The sequence below is a fragment of the Streptomyces sp. NPDC091412 genome, from assembly GCF_044756885.1.
GTDB lineage: Bacteria > Actinomycetota > Actinomycetes > Streptomycetales > Streptomycetaceae > Streptomyces.
The window spans coordinates 59,233-76,854 of the sequence record NZ_JBIVTV010000011.1 but is presented as its reverse complement, the minus strand read 5'-3'; the positions used below and the strand labels follow the sequence as shown (position 1 = coordinate 76,854).

Genomic DNA, 17,622 nt, shown 5'->3' with positions numbered 1-17,622 from the left:
TGCCGTTGTCCGGCCTGGATCGTCACGAGGATGAGCCGTTCTGTCTCCGGCGACCGGCAGGGACCTCGGTCTGCTGAAGAGCTCAGGACCGCCGCCGGGCCGGTCGGGCGCACGGGCCCGCTGTCGGTGGCCGCTGCCACAATCGGCCCGTGATCGAGAACCGCTTTGACTGGCAGCAGTTCCTCCGCCGTTGGCAGGAGGAATGGATCCCGGACGAGGACGATGCGGAGGACCTGGCGGAGGGCGGCCTCACCCTCGCCGACCTCGCGCTCTCCGCCTCGCCGGCGGCCGAGGCGGAGATAACCGCCGCCGAGGACCGCCTGGGCACCCGGTTCCCTCCGTCCTACCGGCAGTTCCTCGGGGCCAGCAACGGCTGGCGATTCGACAAGGGGTCCATCTACCGGCTGGGCGCGGCTCACGAGATCGCCTGGTTCGGCGATCCGCTCGACCTGACCGCGATCTACCAGGAGGCGTTGACCGAGCACTCGACCGAGCAGGACGTGCTGCTGGCCGGGATGTGGCAGCGGGCACTGCAGCTGGAGACCGATTCGGACATCTCCTATGCCCTGCTCGACCCAGGCGACACCGATGAGGACGGCGAGTGGGCTCTGTACGTCTACAAGGGATGGAGCGGCGAACTACCGGATCGGTATCCGTCGTTCCGCGCCTACATGCAGCGGATGTACCAGGACTTCCACTCCGCCCGTGCGGCCGGTCCCGGCTTCGTGAACGACACCACCCGCGCCCTGGACGCCGACGTGGAGCGTGCGCGGAGTGAAGCCCTGAGCGGGAGGTGGGAGACCGCCCGGGAGCTGCTCACCGAGGCGGAGCGCTACGGACGGCCCAGCGCTCGGGGCATGCTGCGGCAGCTGGAGGTGCTGGCGCACGGCGGCGGATACTACGGCTTCGGTGAGCTTGTGGCCGATCCGCGCTACACGGGCGAGTTGGTGCCCGTGATGGCTGCCGCGCACCTGCGGGACAACCGTTCCGGCGCCCTGCCCCACCGGTTCGTGCTCGGCACTGAGACCGACGACGGCGTCTCGACGGCCGCGGACGCGATCCTCGCCCAGGTGCGCGACGGTTCCTACCGCTATGCGCCGGACGGTGCCTTCGGACGGGCGGCGGCCGAGGCGCGGGAGTCGGCGAGGTGGGGGGACACGGACGCGGCGTGGCGGGTGATCCGTGCCGCGCTGCCGTCGTGGTCGCCGCCGGGGCCGGACCTGCTGGCGCCGCTCGGTCTGCTGGCGGACCCCGTACTGGGGCCGGTGGTGACGCGGGAGCGGGGCCTGGAGCTGCTGGCCACGCCTCGGGCCGGCCGGCCGGGTCCTGTGCCCTATCCGGTGCCGGACCTGGATCCGCCGGGACTGCGCTGGCTGACGGACACTCCGCGGTGGAACGCCCCGCACGACTCCTACCGGTGTCTGTGGGTGGAGGGTGCGGAGCCGGAGGCGCTGCCCGACCTGGTCGGCGAGGGCGGGTGCGCGGGCCTGACCGCTCCGTCCGGCCGCCGCGCCGCGTGGTTCCACCACGGCCATGGGCAGTGGGACGAATCGGCGCCGTGGGAGGACCGGGCCGTTGTGTCGGTGGGCCGGACGGGCTCCGGGTGGGCGTTCGCCTGTGACGCGGCCCCACGGACGTCGGCGGCCGGGCACTTCTTCGTCTCCCCGGCCGCCTACGCCTCGCGCGGAGGACGCGCGGTGGTGCTGTGGGCGCACAGCGCTCGCGACGGTGGTCTGGCGGTGTTCCACCTCTCGGTCGCTGAGCGGGGCGAGGAGCTGTACGCGTACACGCTGCGCGGCACAGACGTCGAACGCTCGGGGCCGGTGCCCGGCACCCTCGATCCGGAACGGGTCCTGCACGGCGTCGGCGAGGCGGACCGCGAGCGGTGCCTGCTGGCCGCCGTGCAGGACGAGTTCGGTCTGTCCCTCCCTCGGCACGCCCTGGTCGAGGGCATACTGCCGCGACTGACCACACGGTCCTGGAACCGCGCGCCGCGGGAGGGCGAGGCCTACGCGTACACCACGATCCGCTTCGGGCGGTGAAGAGACGCGTCGCCCGGCGCGGGCCGGCCACTCCGGGACGGCGGGAACCGCCGGGAACAGTGCGGGGTGAGGGAGCACGGTCAATGTGGCCGTCGCCACGGCAACGAGCCAGAGCTGGCAGGACGACGAGCTCCAGCGGCTCGCCGCGAGCTGAGTGCATTCAGCCGCACATCTCCAGCGCGGGTCCGAGAAGTGCGGCGGGGGGCGACGCCGGTGTCAGCGGGGCCGAGACCCGCAGGCAGAAGAGGTCCGCCCCGGTTGGCCTCAGCCCATCGCCTTCTTGACGAGCGTGATGATGCGCTGTTCGTCGGCTGCGGTCAGCTCCTTCAGGGCGTAGGCGGTCGGCCACACGGCGCCGTCGTCGAGAGCCGCCTGGTCGCTGAATCCGAGCGTGGCATACCTCGACTTGAACTTCTGCGCGCTCTGGAAGTGGCAGATGACCTTGCCGTCCCTGGCGTAGGCGGGCATCCCGTACCAGAGCCTGGGCGTGAGGTCCGGAGCGGCGTCCTTGACGACAGCGTGGATCCGCTCGGCGAGGACCCGGTCCGCCTCCGGCATCTCGGCGATCTTCGCAAGCACATCCCGCTCCGCAGCGGCCTCCTTCTCCGCCCGCGAACCGCGCCGCGCCACCGCCTGCTTCTGCTCCTGCGCGTGCTCCTTCATCGCGGCCCGCTCTTCGGCAGTGAACCCGTTGCACTCCTCGGCGTCCGTGCCGGAGTTCTCGGCAGACGACGTCGTGTGCTGCAGGGCAGACTTCCTCTCGTTCAGGGATGAGACAGGGCGGGGCGGGAGTTCAGGTCCGTGAGTCAGGACGGTGCGGACGCCGTGGACGGCGCGGGGGTGAGCGACGTGGCGGCTTCCCAGGCGAATCCGTCAGGGTCGGTGAAGGGGCCGGCGGTGCTGCCGAGCACGATGCGGTGCGAGCCGGTGCCGTCGGCGGGGACTCCGAGATCCTTGGCCAGGCCGCGGCGCTTGTACAGCGCCAGCTTGACGGGGCTGGACTCGTCGGAGGCGAACTCGGCGTACTTGCCGCCGAAGCTCCTGGCCACGGTCAGGCCCCGGCCGACGTAGAACTGCTTGCTGGCCTTCACGTCCTCGACGCCGAGCAGGAGGACGATCTCGTCGATCTCGCGGGTGGCCGGGCCGGTGTCCTTCTTCGCCGAGGTCGCGACCTTCCAGATCGTCCCGTCCGGGGCCTGGACGACGCCGCCGTAGCCCCACAGCGACTTCGCGGCGGGCTTCAGCACCGTGGCGCCCGCGTCCACGGCGGCGCCGAGGAAGCTGTCGACGGTGGCGGGCCCGGACACCGTGAGCGCCAGGGTGAAGCCGCGGAATCCGGCGGAGTGCGGCTCGGACGCCCGGAGGCGTACGTGCGTGTCCACTCCGAAGGCGGTGTAGAAGCGGTGGGCGGCCTCGGGGTCGGCCACCTCGAGGGTGACGGATGCGACGGACGTGCGGGATGCGGTGGACGCGGTGGTTGCCATGGCCATCACGCTAGGGGCTGCTCGGCGGCCGGGGCTTCTCGATTCCTGACCGGTCTCGTCACCTGCTTCGCCACACACGCCGGCATCCCCTCCACCCTGACCGCGGGTCTCGCGTCACCGGCCGTACTCGCGGCATCGGCACGGTCCGCCGCCACGCCCGCCGCATCCGCCGCGCGGCGCCGGAAAGCCCCGGGCGACATGCCGACCAGTTCGGTGAAGCGGGTGGTGAACGTGCCCAGCGACGCGCAGCCGACCGCGAAGCAGACCTCGGTGACGCTGAGGTCGCCCCGCCGCAGCAGCGCCGTCGCGCGCTCGATGCGACGCGTCATCAGGTACGCGTACGGCGACTCACCGTAGGCGGCCCGGAACTGCCGGCTGAGGTGCCCGGCGGACATGTTCACACCGCGGGCCAGCGCCTCCACGTTCAGCGGCTGCGCGTACTCCCTGTCGATCCGGTCGCGGACGCGCCGCAGCCGCGCGAGATCGGTCAAACGCTGCGCCTCGACGCGTGCGCGCCGCCACTCGGGATGACACATGGGACAAATCCCCTTTCTTTCCTCTTCCACCGACGCCTACCGGCGCCGGGAATGCCTGCTGGGACAGGCACCCCAGGCGCTCGGTGATGCGGGCCGGCCCACTGGGGCCGGCCAAGGCTGCGGACGCGGCTCAGCGAAGCTCCTGGATGCGAACCAGGTTGCCCGCCGGGTCGCGGAAGGCGCAGTCACGAATGCCGTACGGCTGCTCGGTCGGCTCCTGGACGACCTCGGTGTCACCGGCCTGTACCTTCTCGAACGTGGCGTCGAGGTCCGGGGTGGCCAGCAGGATCCAGCCGTAGGTGCCTTTCGCCATCATCTCGGTGATGGTGCGGCGCTCGTCCTCGGTGACTCCCGGGTCGGCGGCCGGCGGCGCCAGGAGGAGGGACGTGTCGGGCTGACCGGCCGGGCCGACCGTGATCCAGCGCATCCTGCCCTGCCCGACGTCGCTGCGGACCTCGAAGCCGAGAACGTCGCGGTAGAAGGCGAGCGACGCGTCCGGGTCGTCGTGCGGCAGATAACTCGTATGAATGGTGAAGTCCATGGCGAGCAGGCTAGAACCCGCTCCGTGCCTCGCGCTTCTCGATTCCTGATATCCGGCGGTGGATCCGACTCCCGCACCCGAGGCGATCCCCAGGGACCGTCACCGCGCCGCAGCTCCGCCCGTGCGAGCTGCGCCGGTCGGCGGTCCTTGTTACGGTCCTGTAGGGGGTGCCATCCACGGTGCTGGATGCTTCTCCACAGCAAGGAGTGCCACCCCATGTGCGGAATCTCCGGTTGGGTGTCCTACCAGCGCGACCTGCGACCCGAACGCCCCACCATCGAAGCCATGAACGCCACGATGGCCTGCCGCGGACCGGACGCGCAGGGCCTCTGGCTCGACACGCACGCGGCTCTGGGCCACCGTCGGCTCGCCATCATCGACCTGCCCGGCGGCGTCCAGCCGATGAGTGAGCACACACCGGACGGCGATGTCGTGCTGGTGTACTCGGGAGAGGCGTACAACTACACCGAGTTGCGTGACGAGCTACGCCGCCGCGGCCATTCCTTCCACACCGACAGCGACACCGAGGTCGTTCTGCGTGGCTACCTGGAGTGGGGGGCCGACCTCCCCGAGCACCTCAACGGCATGTTCGCCTTCGCCATCTGGGACGGACGGACCGACCAGCTGCTGCTGATCCGCGACCGCATGGGTATCAAGCCCCTGTACTACTTCGCCACCGAGGACGGCGTACTGTTCGGCTCCGAACCCAAAGCCATCCTGGCCAACCCCCTCGCACCCCGCACCGTCGGCCTCGACGGGCTGCGTGAACTGTTCTCCATGGCCAAGACCCCCGGCCACGCCATCTGGGCGGGAATGCGGGAAGTGGAGCCCGGCACCGTGGTGACCGTTGAGCGCGCCGGCCTGCGCACGCGTCCGTACTGGCAGCTCAGCGCCGCCGAGCACACCGATACCCGGCAGGACACCATCGCGCGGGTGCGCGAGTTGCTGGAGGACACCGTGCGCCGCCAGCTGGTCTCGGACGTGCCGCGGTGCGTCCTGCTCTCGGGCGGCCTGGACTCCAGTGCCATCACCGCACTGGCGGCGCAGCAACTCCGCGGCAAGGAAACCGTCCGCAGCTTCGCCGTCGACTTCGTCGGCCAGAGCGAGAACTTCATCCCCGACGACCTGCGCGCGACGCCGGACACGCCGTACGTCCACGACGTCGTTCGGCACGTGGGCACCGACCATCAGGACATCGTCCTCGATCCCGAGAACCTCGCGGATCCGAACGTCCGCGCCGCCGCCGTTCGCGCCCGGGACCTGCCCCTGGGCCTGGGCGACATGGACCAGTCACTTCTGCTGCTGTTTCGGGCGATCCGCAAGCACTCCACGGTGGCTTTGTCCGGGGAGTCCGCCGACGAGGTCTTCGGCGGCTACGCGTGGTTCCACGACCCCGCCGCTCGGGACGCCGGCACCTTCCCCTGGCTGGCGGCACTGGAACGCCAGCATGGCCGGGGCGGCGGTTCGCTGCTCGATCCGGAGCTGCGGGAACGACTGGACCTGCCTGGCTACCTCGCCCAGCGGTACCAGGAGGCCTTGGTCCAGGTACCGCGCCTGGACAGCGAGAAGGACCCCCTCGAACGCCGGATGCGGGAGGTGTGCTACCTGCACCTCACCCGCTTCGTCCGCATGCTCCTGGACCGCAAGGACCGCCTCAGCATGGCCACCGGTCTGGAGGTCCGCGTTCCGTTCTGCGACCACCGCCTGGTCGAGTACGTCTTCAACACCCCGTGGTCGATGAAGACCTTCGACGGCCGCGAGAAGAGCCTCCTGAGGGCAGCCACCTCGGAACTCCTGCCGCTGTCCGTCGTGGAGCGGGTCAAAAGCCCCTATCCCTCCACTCAGGACCCCGCCTACGTGACCGAACTGCAGGTCCAGGTCCGCGAACTGCTGTCGTCGGGCAACAGCCCCGCCCTCGACCTCCTCGACCGGACCCGGCTGCAGCAGATCACCACCACCAAGCCCGTGGACATCACCACCAGCGAGCGCAACGGCCTCGAACGCACCCTCGACCTCGCCGTCTGGGCCGACCTCGAAGGTCCCACCCTCACCCTCTGAGACCGGCGGACGGCATCCACCGGGACTGTGAGCGGTTCGGTTCCGTCACACCTCCGGCGGTGCCGTCGCAGCGGTCAGAAGCCGGGGGCGGAGCCGACGAAGAACCACACGGCGGCTGTCTACCACATCACCGCTATGGCGGTGACCAGGGCGCCGCCGGCGGCCGGAAGCGCCCAACCGGGCAGTCGGCGGCTGTGTACCACCAGCACCTTGGCGACGAACGCGCCGTACAGGACGCAGCCCGTGATGGAGTGCACCGCCACTCGGCTGCTCGTGAACTCAACTCCGTAGGCGGTGATGCAGTGGTAGGCGATGGGCAGCGAGAGCAGAAAGGCAAGGAGGCCGATGAGCCGGTGTGCGGGGTGCACCCGGTGCGGTGCGGCCCTCGCTCCCGGTAGGCGTCGGTATATCCACAGTCCGAGCAGCAGTTGGACGACCGCGAGTGTCATCAGCGCGCTGCCCAGACGCGCCTTGAGATCGTTGGCGCCGACGCCGTGCCGCCCGAACAGGCCGCTGGTGTAGTCGGGGGTGTGCGTGCGGCCGAACGCATACACCCCCACCGCGACCGCGACCGGCAACAAAGCAGCCAGAACGCCCGCCACCGTTCGTGCGGGACGCCGCATCCGCGCGCCCGTGTGCCCGGTCATCAGTCCCCAATCAATTGGAATTGCGCGTAAGTCGGCTCTCGTCCGGCTCCACGGACGGCGGGGGTCCCGCGGTTCGGCAGATACGCACTTTTGTGAGACCTCTTGGTGTCGCCGCGGATCAGCCGGCCTTCCGGGCGTCGCGCACGCTTGGCCCTGGCGGTGCCGCAAGGCCCGGCAGGCGCGCCACGCCCACGACGCTCACAGAGCGACACCTGCACCCTTTCGTGCGTTACGGGGCAAAGTCGCACATGTGCGCGTTGATCGGCCCATGCCCGTGAGTTCCCGAAAACGTGACCCGCGGACCGATCCGGATCGCTCCGCGGACCGTGTCTCCGGTAAAGGGACCCTTTCGACCGCAGATGAGGAACTGCCGCGCACTCTGTACGCGGAGCACGCAGGAGCCCTGTTCCCCTACGTACTGCGACTGACCTCGGGAGATGGGCAATGGGCGGAGGACGTGGTGCAGGAGACACTGCTCCGGGCGTGGCGGCATCCCGCCGCATGCGATCCCGCGCGAGGCCCGGCCCGGGCATGGCTGTGCACGGTCGCACGGCACCTGGTCATCGATGCCCACCGGGCCCGGCAGGCCAGGCCGGCCGAGGCAGGCGACGAGGCGCTGGAGCGTGCCGCCGAGCAGAAGCCGGGCGAGGACGAGATCGAGCAGGCACTGCAGAGCCGGGCGGTCGCCGACGCCCTCCGGACGCTGTCCCCGGACCACCGCGCCGTCCTGCTGGAGACCTACTACCGGGGCCGGACCATGACGGAGGCAGCGCGGGTGCTGGGCATCCCGCTGGGCACCGTGAAGTCGCGGACGTACTACGCCCTGCACGCCCTGCGGTTGGCGCTCCAGGAACGGGGGATCGAGCCATGACCGTGGCGTGCGGGAGGTGGCGACCATGAGCGCGCAGCACGACGACCTCCGGCTGGCGCTGGGAGCACACGTCCTGGGCACCCTGCCCTTGGCGGAAGCGGAGCGGGTGCGCGCCCACCTCGCGGAATGCGGCGAGTGCCAGGCTGAACACGCCCAGCTGACGGGACTGCCCGCGCTGCTGACGACGGTGACCGCGGCGGAAGCCGCAGGCCGGACCGTGCTGGCGGCCGACGGGAACCTGGCCGACCGGCTGGTGGCACGAGCAGCCGAAACCGCGCAGGGCTCCTCGCCCGAACGGCACGCCGTGCCCGCCGGGCCCGCGGTGTCGCGGGCGCCGGAGGGAGGTGTGCTGGAGAAGCTGCTCCAGCGGGCCGCGACCCGGCGCCGCAGGACCTGGCGTCTGCAACTGGCCGGCGCAGCCGCCTCACTCACGTTCGTCGCGGCGGCGGCCAGTGGCACATGGCTGGCGGCCACCGGCACAGTGGGCAGCGTGGCGACGCCGCCCGGGCCGACCGCGCCCACGGCCTGGCGCACCGTCTCCGGAAGCGATCCCACCACCGGCGTCTCCGCCTCGGTGAAGGTCTCACCCTCTGCCTGGGGCAGTGTCCTGCAGGTCTCCGCCAAGGGGGCACCCGCCGGAATCACCTGCCGGCTGCAGGCGGTCGGGCCCGGCGGAGCCCGGGCGGACGGCGCCACCTGGCGGGCAGGCGAGTACCCTCCCGGCACCACGATCCCCGGGGCGGTCGCCATGGCCCCCGGGGCCATCGAGCACTTCGAGATCCTCGCGGGCAACGGCCGGAAGCTGGTCACAATCCGGGCGTGAGGCGAGGCCAGGGTCGTCATGTCACTGGGGGGACGTTCGTCCGGCTCTGCGGTGCGACGTTCCCGCAGGGTCGTCCGGACGACCACGGGCGAAGGAGCGAGCTGCCGGGACCCGGTCCACCCGAGTACGGCGTCGAGCTCCGGCAGAGGCGAGTGAGCCCAGGCAGGCCGCTGGCATGGACGTGACCCGCAAGAAGTCGAGCAAAAAGGGGTGAATACCTCGAACCGCTCGGCATGTGTCGCCCGTGGAACCAAATGAGCGCGCCGATGCAGGATCCCGCTGACCGACACCCGGAAGTCGCTGGTGGTCTCCCCCTTCCGGTCTCCGCACACCCACAGAAGAGCCAGAAGACCATGTTTGTGACCGACTCCCTCAGCCCGAGTTCACTGCTCGGCCGGCCCTGCCGCCACGAGGCGCTGCTCACCCTGCCCGCGCAGGAGGCACACGTCTCCGCCGCCCGTCACTTCGCGGCTGATCTGCTGGAGGCCTGGAGCGTGCCCGCAAGCGAACGGGACTCCGCCGTTCTCATCGTCGACGAACTCGCCGCCAACGCCGCCCAGTACGGCCGCGAGCGCATGACCCTGCGGCTCGTCCTCGACGACGGCACTCTGCACATCGTGGTCACTGACTCCGGCATGGCAGTGGAGCGCCGTCGCCCCGACATCGCCTCCGACGAACACGGCCGCGGCACCGGCATCGTCCAGTACCTCGCCCAGTCGATCGAGGTCCACCAGACACGCGGCGGCCGCGAAGTCCGTGCCTGCCTGAGGTGCTCGCCATGACCGGGCCGGGCGTACCGCACGGATTGCGGCCCCTTGCCAGGGCCGGCACCGCAGCCCGGCGACGGATCACCGATCAGGCTTGCTCGCCCCCGGCAGCCGCTTTTACGTCCGCCAGGAGTACGCCGCCTGGACGGCTGCCTGGCGCCCCGGAATCCGAATCGACCCCGCCCCGACAAGAAGAAGGACACATGACCCGCAAGGACAGCGACACCCGGCGCGCCCCCGAGGCGGTCGGCCGACTCCACTCGCCTCGCCTCCCACGCCCGACAGCCATGCGTGAACATCCCGCCGGCCGGCGACAGGAACGGTCGCGCCAGGGAAGGCCGATGAACGCACCGTGGCCGAACGCGAGGACCCATCGGCTGTTCCAGGTGCCCGAATGCGGTTGCTCCCAGGGGCAGCGCCTGGGCGTCCATCCGTGGCGCGGGCGGCGGACACCGGCGAATCCGTCGTGCCAAGTGCACCGGGAAGCCTCCTCCCAGGCGCCCGCGCACGAGACCGCGGGCACGGACTCCGGCCTGCCCGCCCACCTCCTGCGGATCTCCTTCCGCGACGACGAGTGCCGGCCACCGGTGCATGCCTGGAGCGGCAAGACACGATGCGCCGCGGGTGCTCCCGCTCCCACCGCTGCCGCGCAGGAGCAAGCGGCACGGATCGCCGAGGCGGATATGAGGGCCGACGCGTTCGAAAGGGTGGTGTGACGATGTTCCGCAATGCGCTGGAGCCCTGGCACCTGCTGATCCTGGTCGCGGTGGTGGTTTTGATCTTCGGCTCGAAGAAACTACCCGAGACGGCCCGGGCGCTGGGCAAGTCCCTGCGGATCCTCAAGAGCGAGACCAGGGCCCTGAAGGACGACGGCGTCTCCCACGAGCCACGCCCCGAGCCTGAGCCCGCACCGGGACCGCGGACGATCTCGGGCACTCTCGGAGACACCGCCACCGCCCGCACTGCGCCCACGGACAGCAGGACCAGCCACAGAGACTGAGCCCGGTCCTGCGCGCCCCTGGCTCTTCCCCGCACGAGACGTTGCCCGAAGCCTCTCCGGCCGGCTCACCTCATGCGCTGTCGGGCCGCCCGCGTCGTTGTCTGCGATACCGGTCGGCGTCTTGGCCGGAGCAGCGCTGAGCTCGCGCCCCACCGGGTGATGGAGACGATCAAGTACTGACGCAGGGCCGGTGGTCTCCGGTCTGCCGCACGAGATGAGGACCTGGCGTGCCCCAGTCGGCCCGCAACAAGGAGAAGGATCCCGAGGGGCGGATGCCGCTCGCGGATCACCTTCGTGAGCTCCGCAACCGGCTCGCCAGGGCCGTCCTTGCCATCCTGGTCGTCACGATCGCCGCGGCCTTCTCCTACAAGGGCATCATCAACTTCTTCACCAGGCCGGTGCTGGACTCGGTCGGATGCCCGACGTCCTTCGCCGATCTGGCCAAGCAGACCGCCGGCACCACCTGCGCGCGGATCACGATCAACGGTCTGCTCGCGCCCTTCACCCTGGCGCTGAAGGTGTCCCTGATGGCCGGTGTCGTGCTGGCCTCGCCGGTATGGCTGTACCAGCTGTGGGCGTTCGTTGCCCCCGGCCTGCACAAGCACGAGCGGAAATACGCCTACGCGTTCGTCGGCGCGGGCGTCCCGCTGTTCTTCGGCGGTGCCTTCTTCGCCTACAGGGTGCTGCCCACGACCGCGAAGGTGTTGATCGGCTTCACCCCGCGCGGGGTGGACAACCTGTTGCCGCTGGACGATCTGCTCGACCTCGTCACCCGCATGGTGGTCGTCTTCGGTCTCTCCTTCGAGATGCCGCTGCTGCTGGTGATGCTGAACCTCACCGGAGTGCTGTCCGGCCGGCGGATGCTCGGCCGGTGGCGCGGCATGATCGTGGGGATCACGGTCTTTTCTGCTGTGGCGACGCCGAGCACGGACCCGCTGACCATGCTGGCGCTGGCCGCCCCGATCGCGATTCTCTATTTCGCCGCCGTTGCCTCTTCCCTTCTCAACGACCGGCGCAAGGCCCGACGAGAGGCAGAGGGACCCGGCGACGACGAGAGCTCCGACCTCGACCTCACGCCGCAGGACATCGGCGAAGTGGAATCGGTGTCCGCCGGCCAGGCCCTGCCCGTGCAGCCGGCCGCCGACGACGACCGCGCCGACGGGTAGGACGACGTGACCTGGGGGCCAGAGCGAGGGCACGAGCCACGGTCGTCGGGGCCCTGTCGGGAGCTCCGAGGCGCGACCCGCAGCTTCGACGACGTGCTGTCGCAGACCGGCTCCACCATGCTGCCCGACGGCTCCTGGAAGCTCTCGACGGTCTACGCCGGGCAGGGCGACGCGTCCGACTGCGCCGGTCTGAACGTCCAGGGCAAGGTCGCGGTCGTCCGCCATCGATCGCTCAAGTCGCGGTGCTGTCGGTGAACGTGAACATCGAGGTAGCGAGCGGCTGCGATGGGCCCTGGCGGCGGCACACCGGGGACGGCAACACCGAGGGCCGGAATCCCTGATCGGATTCCGGCCCTCGGCCTTCAGTAGCGGGGACAGGATTTGAACCTGCGACCTCTGGGTTATGAGCCCAGCGAGCTACCGAGCTGCTCCACCCCGCGTCGGTGAACAGAACACTACGTGATCGACAGGGAAGAAAGCGAATCGCTTGCGCGGAGCCTCACGCCGACAGCTCCTCCCGCAACGCGTCCCTGAGCCGCGCCGCCCACTCGGCGACCTCTCCCGGCCCCAGCGCCACCTCGCGGTCGGCCCACTGTCGGCGCTTCAGACCAAGGTGCCCTCGAAGGCCTCCGCCAGCACGTTCAGCGATGCACGGCAAGCCGAACGCCGGTCGGCGAGCGGACGGAGCAGATGCCGGCCAGCCGGCCGAGGTGCCCTCGGCCGGCTGGGGCTGCGGTGCCCCGCGATCCTGCCCCCTCGCACACGCCGTGACCGCGGCCACGGCGTGTGCGTTGCACAAAAGAGGCGGGTTGCCTGGTCAGGCAACCCGCCTCCCATCATCGTGAGCAGTCAGCCCCGGACAATGTTCTGTGCCTGCGGGCCCTTCTGACCCTGGCCGATGTCAAAGGTGACGTGCTCGCCCTCGGTCAGCTCACGGTAGCCGCCCCCGCCCTGGATTTCGGAGTAGTGGGCGAAGACGTCCGGGCCTCCGTCGTCCTGGGCGATGAAGCCATAACCCTTTTCGGAGTTGAACCACTTCACGGTGCCGCTGGCCATGCTGCTATTCCTTCGTTCATGCCTGGGAACAGCCCTTGATCATGGGCATGTTCCGGCTCCCGTAACAAAGGAGCCACCAGCCGTTCTACCCCGTGCTGCCTGGTCTACCCGGCCGGGACACACGTGCACGAGCGGCTCGAGCGCCGGGAGCACGCCTGGGCAGGTCAAACCGCACAAAAGTGCTGACCGCCGTGGGCCGCGGCTCACCTGAGAGCCGGATGGTGGCGCAAGCATGGGGTATGGCGTCAGGGGAGGCCGCCGTAGCTGGTCGAACATGACCTCGGGGGAGGATCGCCTGACAGGTTGAGGGGGCCGATTCGGTGTCGGCTCAGGGCTGGGCCGGGCTGAGATGCTCGATGGTGTCCAGGACCCCGGGGCGGCCCGCGTGTGCGCGTTCGTAGCCCTCGATCATCGTCAGCTCCGTCCGGGACAGGTCGCGCAGGCGTTGCTGGATCTCCGTGACGCCGAGCTGACTGAGGCCGGGGATGGGCAGGGCCTCCTCGCGGGTCATCGCGCCCTGCACCTTCTCCGCCACACGGGTGACGGCGGGCATCTCCCACCAGGCTTCCTCGGCCGCGCCCCTCACGCGTCTGGTGATCCTCAGGAGGAGTGCCCGCAGCCCGGCAGTGGCCGCCTGCGTCTTGCGCTTGATCGCCTGCAGCAGGATGCCGCCTTCGGCGGCTGCTTCCCGCGGCGTACGGGCTCCTTCCGCCACAGCCCTGGTTCGTCGGGCGAGGTTCTCCTCGCTGGTCTCCAGCAGTACCTCGTTCTGCCGGCTGAGCATGGCGAACAGTTCGGCGGTCTCCTGGTCGTCGAGCCGTTCGGCGATGTCCTTGCCCGCCTGACAGGTCGCCAGGGCCCGGGCTGCGGCCGTGTACTGGTCCTCTGCGGCCCTCAGCAGCCGACGCTCATCAGCCGGCCTCCTGCCGCGCACGATCTCCGTCACGGCCGACATGCCCACCTCCAGCGGAAGCACGCTGGCCCGCACGGCGCCGCGGGTCACCATGCCCATCAGCTGCCCGGAGGCCGACAGCAGCCCACGAGGCGGGCGCAGCTCGCGCACCCGGGCCTCGATCCGCCCGAGGTGGTATTCCGCCTCGATCACTTGGCTTTCGATTCGCTGCCGGTCGGCGCCCGGCGGGGTGATGGCCGCATCCGTCCGGAATCGGCCGATGACCGCGGTGTGGGCGTCACGGGCGTCCTCCAGTGCCGATATCAGCACATCCGTCTTCGCTGTCATGTGGGGCTCCTGAGCTCGGGGCGGCATGGCTGCCGCGCAGAAGAGCGCCCGCCGTCCCTCGCTTCGGCCGGGCAACCGGAACCCATCCTGCGGAAGGATGCCGAAGATCGCCTGGCGAGCCAGTCACCCGTGGCTCGTGACCGCCGCGATCTCGGTGCAGACCCCGTGACGGTACTGGCCCGCCTTCCTCCTCGCCTCGGTCCCCGGCTCCCTCCCGAACACCGCCACCTACGCCGTCGCAGGCGCCCGCACCTCCGCACCGACCTGCCCGGCCTTCCTCCATGCGATGGCCTGCACGACGGTCCCGGCCCTGCTGGTCACGGCGGTCGCCCGGCGCAGGCGCCACCACTGCGGCGTGGCTGACGACAGCCACTGCGCGCGAGCCGGTTCGGGCTTCCCCTGCACGCGTCCGGATGCCCGCACCCACCGTGTCGTCAGGAGCGCGTGGCGATCTGTGAAGGCGTTGTTCGCGGTCCCGTCACTTGCGGGCGTTACCGTGCCCCCGCGGCGCACTCGATCACCAGGCACGGTGGACCGGTGTGTCCATCGCCCTTTCCGGATCGGCTCCTTGGACTCCGTACCTTCATGTCTTGGTTTGAATCCCTCATCCTCGGACTCGTCCAGGGGCTGACCGAGTTCCTTCCCGTCTCCTCCAGTGCGCATCTGCGGTTGACGGCGGCCTTCTCCGGGTGGCAGGACCCCGGCGCCGCCTTCACGGCGATCACCCAGATCGGCACGGAGGCGGCGGTGCTGATCTACTTCCGCAAGGACATCGGCCGGATCCTGTCGGCCTGGTGCCGTTCGCTGGGGAGCAGGGCGATGCGCCGTGATCCGGACGCCCGCATGGGCTGGCTGGTGATCGTCGGATCGATACCGATCGGGGTGCTCGGGCTGACTCTCAAGGACCAGATCGAGGGGCCGTTCCGTGATCTGCGGGTGACCGCGACCATGCTGGTCGTCGTGGGTGTGGTCATCGGTGTCGCCGACCGGCTGGCGGCGCGTGACGAGAGGGGCGGCCGGCACCGGGCGCCCCAGCAGGGCAAGGTGCTGCGGGACCTGGGCGTCAAGGACGGCCTCATCTACGGCTGTTGCCAGGCCATGGCCCTGATCCCGGGTGTCTCCCGCTCGGGCGCCACCATCAGCGGTGGGCTGTTCATGGGCTACCGGCGTGAGGCGGCGGCCCGTTACTCCTTCCTGCTGGCCATTCCCGCCGTACTGGCCTCCGGTGTCTTCGAGTTGAAGGACGCGATGGAGAGCGACCACGTGGCGTGGGGGCCGACGCTGTTCGCCACGGGGGTCGCCTTCGTCTCCGGGTACGCCGTCATCGCCTGGTTCATGAAGTACATCTCCACGAAGAGCTTCATGCCGTTCGTCTGGTACCGGATCGTCCTCGGCATCGTCATCATCGGGCTGGTCATGGCCGGTGTCCTCAGCCCGCACGCGGCCGAATCGGCGGGCTGACCGCAGGACGGCGCCGGTCTCCGCCGAGTGACCGACAGCCCGGTGCGGCGGCGGGAACGGCTGCCGGTGACCGAGCCCTTGTGCCGGCTGCAGCCGTCGTGGTCGCCCTCAAGATCACTGAGGATCCCGCACGGAGCACCGCCACTACCGCGTGAGTCTGACCGCACCGCGCGGGTACGACCCGTGCCAGGTCTGATCTTCATCAGCGCGGCCTTTGACCTCGACCGAACCCTGGGCTGACCCGGCACCCTCCCACGGTGCCGGCCCGCCGTCCCCGGCGTGGCCGTGCGAGCCTCCCGCTCTCACTCCATCCTGGAAAGGCGGGGGTGAAACAACGGAGGAAGTGGTGAGGATGCGAACCGTTGTCGACCTCACACGCTGCCAGGGCTACGCACAGTGCGTGTTCCTCGCACCGAAGATGTTCGAGCTGCACGGGGAGGAGGGACTGCTGTACACCACGGCCGTGCCCGACGATCAGGTGGAGCGCGTGCGTCAGGCCGCGGCGGCGTGCCCGGTCCAGGCCATCCTCGTCGGTGAGGAGGTGGGCGGCGGTGCCCGATGATCTCATGGACGGCCGTATCGTCATCGTGGGCGCGTCGCTGGCCGGGCTGCGGGCCGCGGAGGCGCTGCGTGAGGGGGGCTTCACCGGCTCACTGACCGTGGTCGGGGACGAGCCCCACGCTCCGTACGACCGGCCGCCGCTGTCCAAGCAGGTGCTGCTCGGCAAGGCGACGGCGGACACCACCGAGCTGCCGATGCGCCGGGATCCGGATGCCGACTGGCGGCTGGGAGTACGCGCCACCGGCCTGGACCCTCTCGCGAAACGAGTGGTGCTCGAGGACGGCGAGTCGCTGCCGTACGACCGGCTGCTGATCGCCACCGGGACACGCGCGCGGCCCTGGCCCAACCCGGAGGAGGCCGCCCTGGACGGGGTGTTCACCCTGCGCACGCGTGAGGACGCCGCGGGGCTGGCCGAGCGGCTGGCCGCCGGGCCACGGCGGGTGCTGGTGATCGGCGGCGGCTTCACCGGCTCGGAGATCGCCTCGGCCTGCCGGGAAATGGGGCTGGACGTCACGGTCACCGAACGCGGGCCCGCACCTCTGGTGGGCGCCCTCGGCGGCACCCTGTCGAAGCTCGCGGCCGTCATGCAGCGCAACCATGGCGTGGACCTGCGCACCGGGGTGACGGTCACCGCCCTGCGCGGGAACGGCACTTTCACCGGCGCGGACCTGTCCGACGGCAGCCGCGTCGACGCCGACGTGTGCGTCGCGGCATTGGGGGCGATCCGCAACGTCGAATGGCTTGCGGACACCGGACTGGCGGCGGGCCCGCGCGGAATCGCCTGCGACGCCGGATGCCGCGCGTTCAACATGTACGGAATCGTCACCGACGACATCTTCGTGGCCGGCGACGTCTCCCGCTTCCCCCACCCGCTGTTCGGCTACCAGATGCTCTCCCTGGAGCACTGGGGAAACGCGGTCGAGCAGGCCGAAGTAGCGGCCCACAACATGATCAATCCGGGACCCCTGCGACGCCCGCACCTGGCCATCCCCACGTTCTGGTCGACCCAGTTCGGCCTCAACATCAAGTCCGTGGGCGTGCCCACGTTCTCCGACTACGTGGTCATCGCCCAGGGCTCTCTGGAGGCGCGCCGTTTGGCGATGGTCTACGGCTTCCAGGGCCGGGTGACCGCCGCGGTCACCGTCGACATGGCCAAGTCGCTCGACTACTACCGGCACCTGATCGAGACGGCGGCTCCGTTCCCGCCCCCACCCGGTGCACAGGACCGTGCGATCGCGGCCGACGTCCCGATTCCATCCGACGTGCCGGATCCGAAGGGGCTCTCCCACGGCCCCACTGTGGCACTCACCGGATACCTCCCCGACCGCCGGCTGACCGTGGTGCCGCCCACCGGCTGACCCACATCACG

The 17,622-nt window shown here is 70.4% G+C and carries 19 protein-coding genes and 1 tRNA gene; 12 read left to right on the top strand and 8 right to left on the bottom strand.

Going from position 1 to position 17,622, the window contains the following annotated elements; all coding sequences use genetic code 11:
• Nucleotides 1–149: 149 nt before the first annotated feature.
• On the top strand, nt 150–2,042 hold the full coding sequence (locus tag ACIQMV_RS24810) for an SMI1/KNR4 family protein (protein ID WP_402595623.1): 1,893 nt from the start codon (nt 150–152) through the stop codon (nt 2,040–2,042).
• A 264-nt stretch (nt 2,043–2,306) separates the two neighbouring features.
• Here ACIQMV_RS24810 and ACIQMV_RS24805 read toward each other — a convergent pair whose 3' ends face one another.
• From ACIQMV_RS24805 to ACIQMV_RS24790, 4 genes are all read right to left on the bottom strand, one after another.
• A complete protein-coding gene (locus ACIQMV_RS24805) occupies nt 2,307–2,705 on the bottom strand; it encodes an iron chaperone (RefSeq protein ID WP_402595621.1) in 399 nt (132 codons plus the stop codon).
• 143 nt (nt 2,706–2,848) lie between these two features.
• A complete protein-coding gene (locus ACIQMV_RS24800; protein ID WP_402595619.1) occupies nt 2,849–3,532 on the bottom strand; it encodes a glyoxalase in 684 nt (227 codons plus the stop codon).
• Nucleotides 3,532–4,062 (bottom strand): helix-turn-helix transcriptional regulator, encoded by a 531-nt coding sequence (locus ACIQMV_RS24795; RefSeq protein WP_401771802.1) that lies wholly within the window; start codon nt 4,060–4,062, stop codon nt 3,532–3,534. The genes ACIQMV_RS24800 and ACIQMV_RS24795 overlap by 1 nt, the downstream gene beginning before the upstream one ends.
• Before the next feature lie 130 nt (nt 4,063–4,192).
• Nucleotides 4,193–4,603, bottom strand: coding sequence for a VOC family protein (locus ACIQMV_RS24790; protein WP_402595617.1), 411 nt, complete (start codon nt 4,601–4,603; stop codon nt 4,193–4,195).
• A gap of 216 nt (nt 4,604–4,819) precedes the next feature.
• Between ACIQMV_RS24790 and asnB the strand changes: the two genes are divergently transcribed.
• Nucleotides 4,820–6,661 (top strand): asparagine synthase (glutamine-hydrolyzing), encoded by a 1,842-nt coding sequence (asnB, locus tag ACIQMV_RS24785; protein WP_402595615.1) that lies wholly within the window; start codon nt 4,820–4,822, stop codon nt 6,659–6,661.
• A gap of 119 nt (nt 6,662–6,780) precedes the next feature.
• Here the strand turns inward: asnB and ACIQMV_RS24780 are convergent, their stop codons facing one another.
• On the bottom strand, nt 6,781–7,308 hold the full coding sequence (locus ACIQMV_RS24780; RefSeq protein ID WP_402595614.1) for a DUF6529 family protein: 528 nt from the start codon (nt 7,306–7,308) through the stop codon (nt 6,781–6,783).
• 268 nt (nt 7,309–7,576) lie between these two features.
• Between ACIQMV_RS24780 and ACIQMV_RS24775 the strand changes: the two genes are divergently transcribed.
• From ACIQMV_RS24775 to ACIQMV_RS24745, 7 genes are all read left to right on the top strand, one after another.
• A complete protein-coding gene (locus tag ACIQMV_RS24775) occupies nt 7,577–8,179 on the top strand; it encodes a sigma-70 family RNA polymerase sigma factor (RefSeq protein ID WP_402595612.1) in 603 nt (200 codons plus the stop codon).
• Between the two features lie 25 nt (nt 8,180–8,204).
• Complete coding sequence (locus tag ACIQMV_RS24770; RefSeq protein ID WP_402595610.1) at nt 8,205–9,002, top strand: zf-HC2 domain-containing protein; 798 nt, start codon at nt 8,205–8,207, stop codon at nt 9,000–9,002.
• Between the two features lie 359 nt (nt 9,003–9,361).
• Nucleotides 9,362–9,784 (top strand): ATP-binding protein, encoded by a 423-nt coding sequence (locus ACIQMV_RS24765; protein WP_402595608.1) that lies wholly within the window; start codon nt 9,362–9,364, stop codon nt 9,782–9,784.
• Nucleotides 9,785–9,972: 188 nt separating this feature from the next.
• A complete protein-coding gene (locus ACIQMV_RS24760; protein ID WP_402595607.1) occupies nt 9,973–10,485 on the top strand; it encodes a hypothetical protein in 513 nt (170 codons plus the stop codon).
• A gap of 2 nt (nt 10,486–10,487) precedes the next feature.
• Complete coding sequence (tatA, locus tag ACIQMV_RS24755; RefSeq protein ID WP_402595605.1) at nt 10,488–10,769, top strand: Sec-independent protein translocase subunit TatA; 282 nt, start codon at nt 10,488–10,490, stop codon at nt 10,767–10,769.
• 227 nt (nt 10,770–10,996) lie between these two features.
• The gene (tatC, locus tag ACIQMV_RS24750) at nt 10,997–11,935 is read left to right on the top strand and encodes a twin-arginine translocase subunit TatC (protein WP_402595603.1); all 939 of its coding nucleotides are present in this window, start codon (nt 10,997–10,999) and stop codon (nt 11,933–11,935) included.
• A 93-nt stretch (nt 11,936–12,028) separates the two neighbouring features.
• Nucleotides 12,029–12,190: a hypothetical protein gene (locus ACIQMV_RS24745; RefSeq protein WP_402595601.1), complete on the top strand. Its 162-nt coding sequence runs from the start codon at nt 12,029–12,031 to the stop codon at nt 12,188–12,190.
• A gap of 111 nt (nt 12,191–12,301) precedes the next feature.
• On the opposite strand, the gene ACIQMV_RS24740 is transcribed toward ACIQMV_RS24745, so the two are convergent.
• From ACIQMV_RS24740 to ACIQMV_RS24730, 3 genes are all read right to left on the bottom strand, one after another.
• Nucleotides 12,302–12,375: transfer RNA gene (locus tag ACIQMV_RS24740), tRNA-Met, on the bottom strand.
• 409 nt (nt 12,376–12,784) lie between these two features.
• Nucleotides 12,785–12,991, bottom strand: coding sequence for a cold-shock protein (locus ACIQMV_RS24735; RefSeq protein ID WP_141367736.1), 207 nt, complete (start codon nt 12,989–12,991; stop codon nt 12,785–12,787).
• Nucleotides 12,992–13,319: 328 nt separating this feature from the next.
• Entirely contained in the window at nt 13,320–14,231 is a 912-nt protein-coding gene (locus tag ACIQMV_RS24730) for a hypothetical protein (RefSeq protein WP_402595599.1), read from the bottom strand.
• A gap of 585 nt (nt 14,232–14,816) precedes the next feature.
• Here ACIQMV_RS24730 and ACIQMV_RS24725 point away from each other — a divergent pair.
• From ACIQMV_RS24725 to ACIQMV_RS24715, 3 genes are all read left to right on the top strand, one after another.
• Entirely contained in the window at nt 14,817–15,692 is an 876-nt protein-coding gene (locus ACIQMV_RS24725; protein WP_402595597.1) for an undecaprenyl-diphosphate phosphatase, read from the top strand.
• A gap of 352 nt (nt 15,693–16,044) precedes the next feature.
• Nucleotides 16,045–16,254 carry a ferredoxin gene (locus tag ACIQMV_RS24720; protein WP_141367738.1) on the top strand — a complete coding sequence of 70 codons (210 nt, stop codon included), beginning with the start codon at nt 16,045–16,047 and terminating at the stop codon, nt 16,252–16,254.
• Nucleotides 16,244–17,611: an NAD(P)/FAD-dependent oxidoreductase gene (locus tag ACIQMV_RS24715; RefSeq protein WP_402595595.1), complete on the top strand. Its 1,368-nt coding sequence runs from the start codon at nt 16,244–16,246 to the stop codon at nt 17,609–17,611. Before ACIQMV_RS24720 ends, ACIQMV_RS24715 begins: the two co-directional genes overlap by 11 nt.
• Nucleotides 17,612–17,622: the final 11 nt, after the last annotated feature.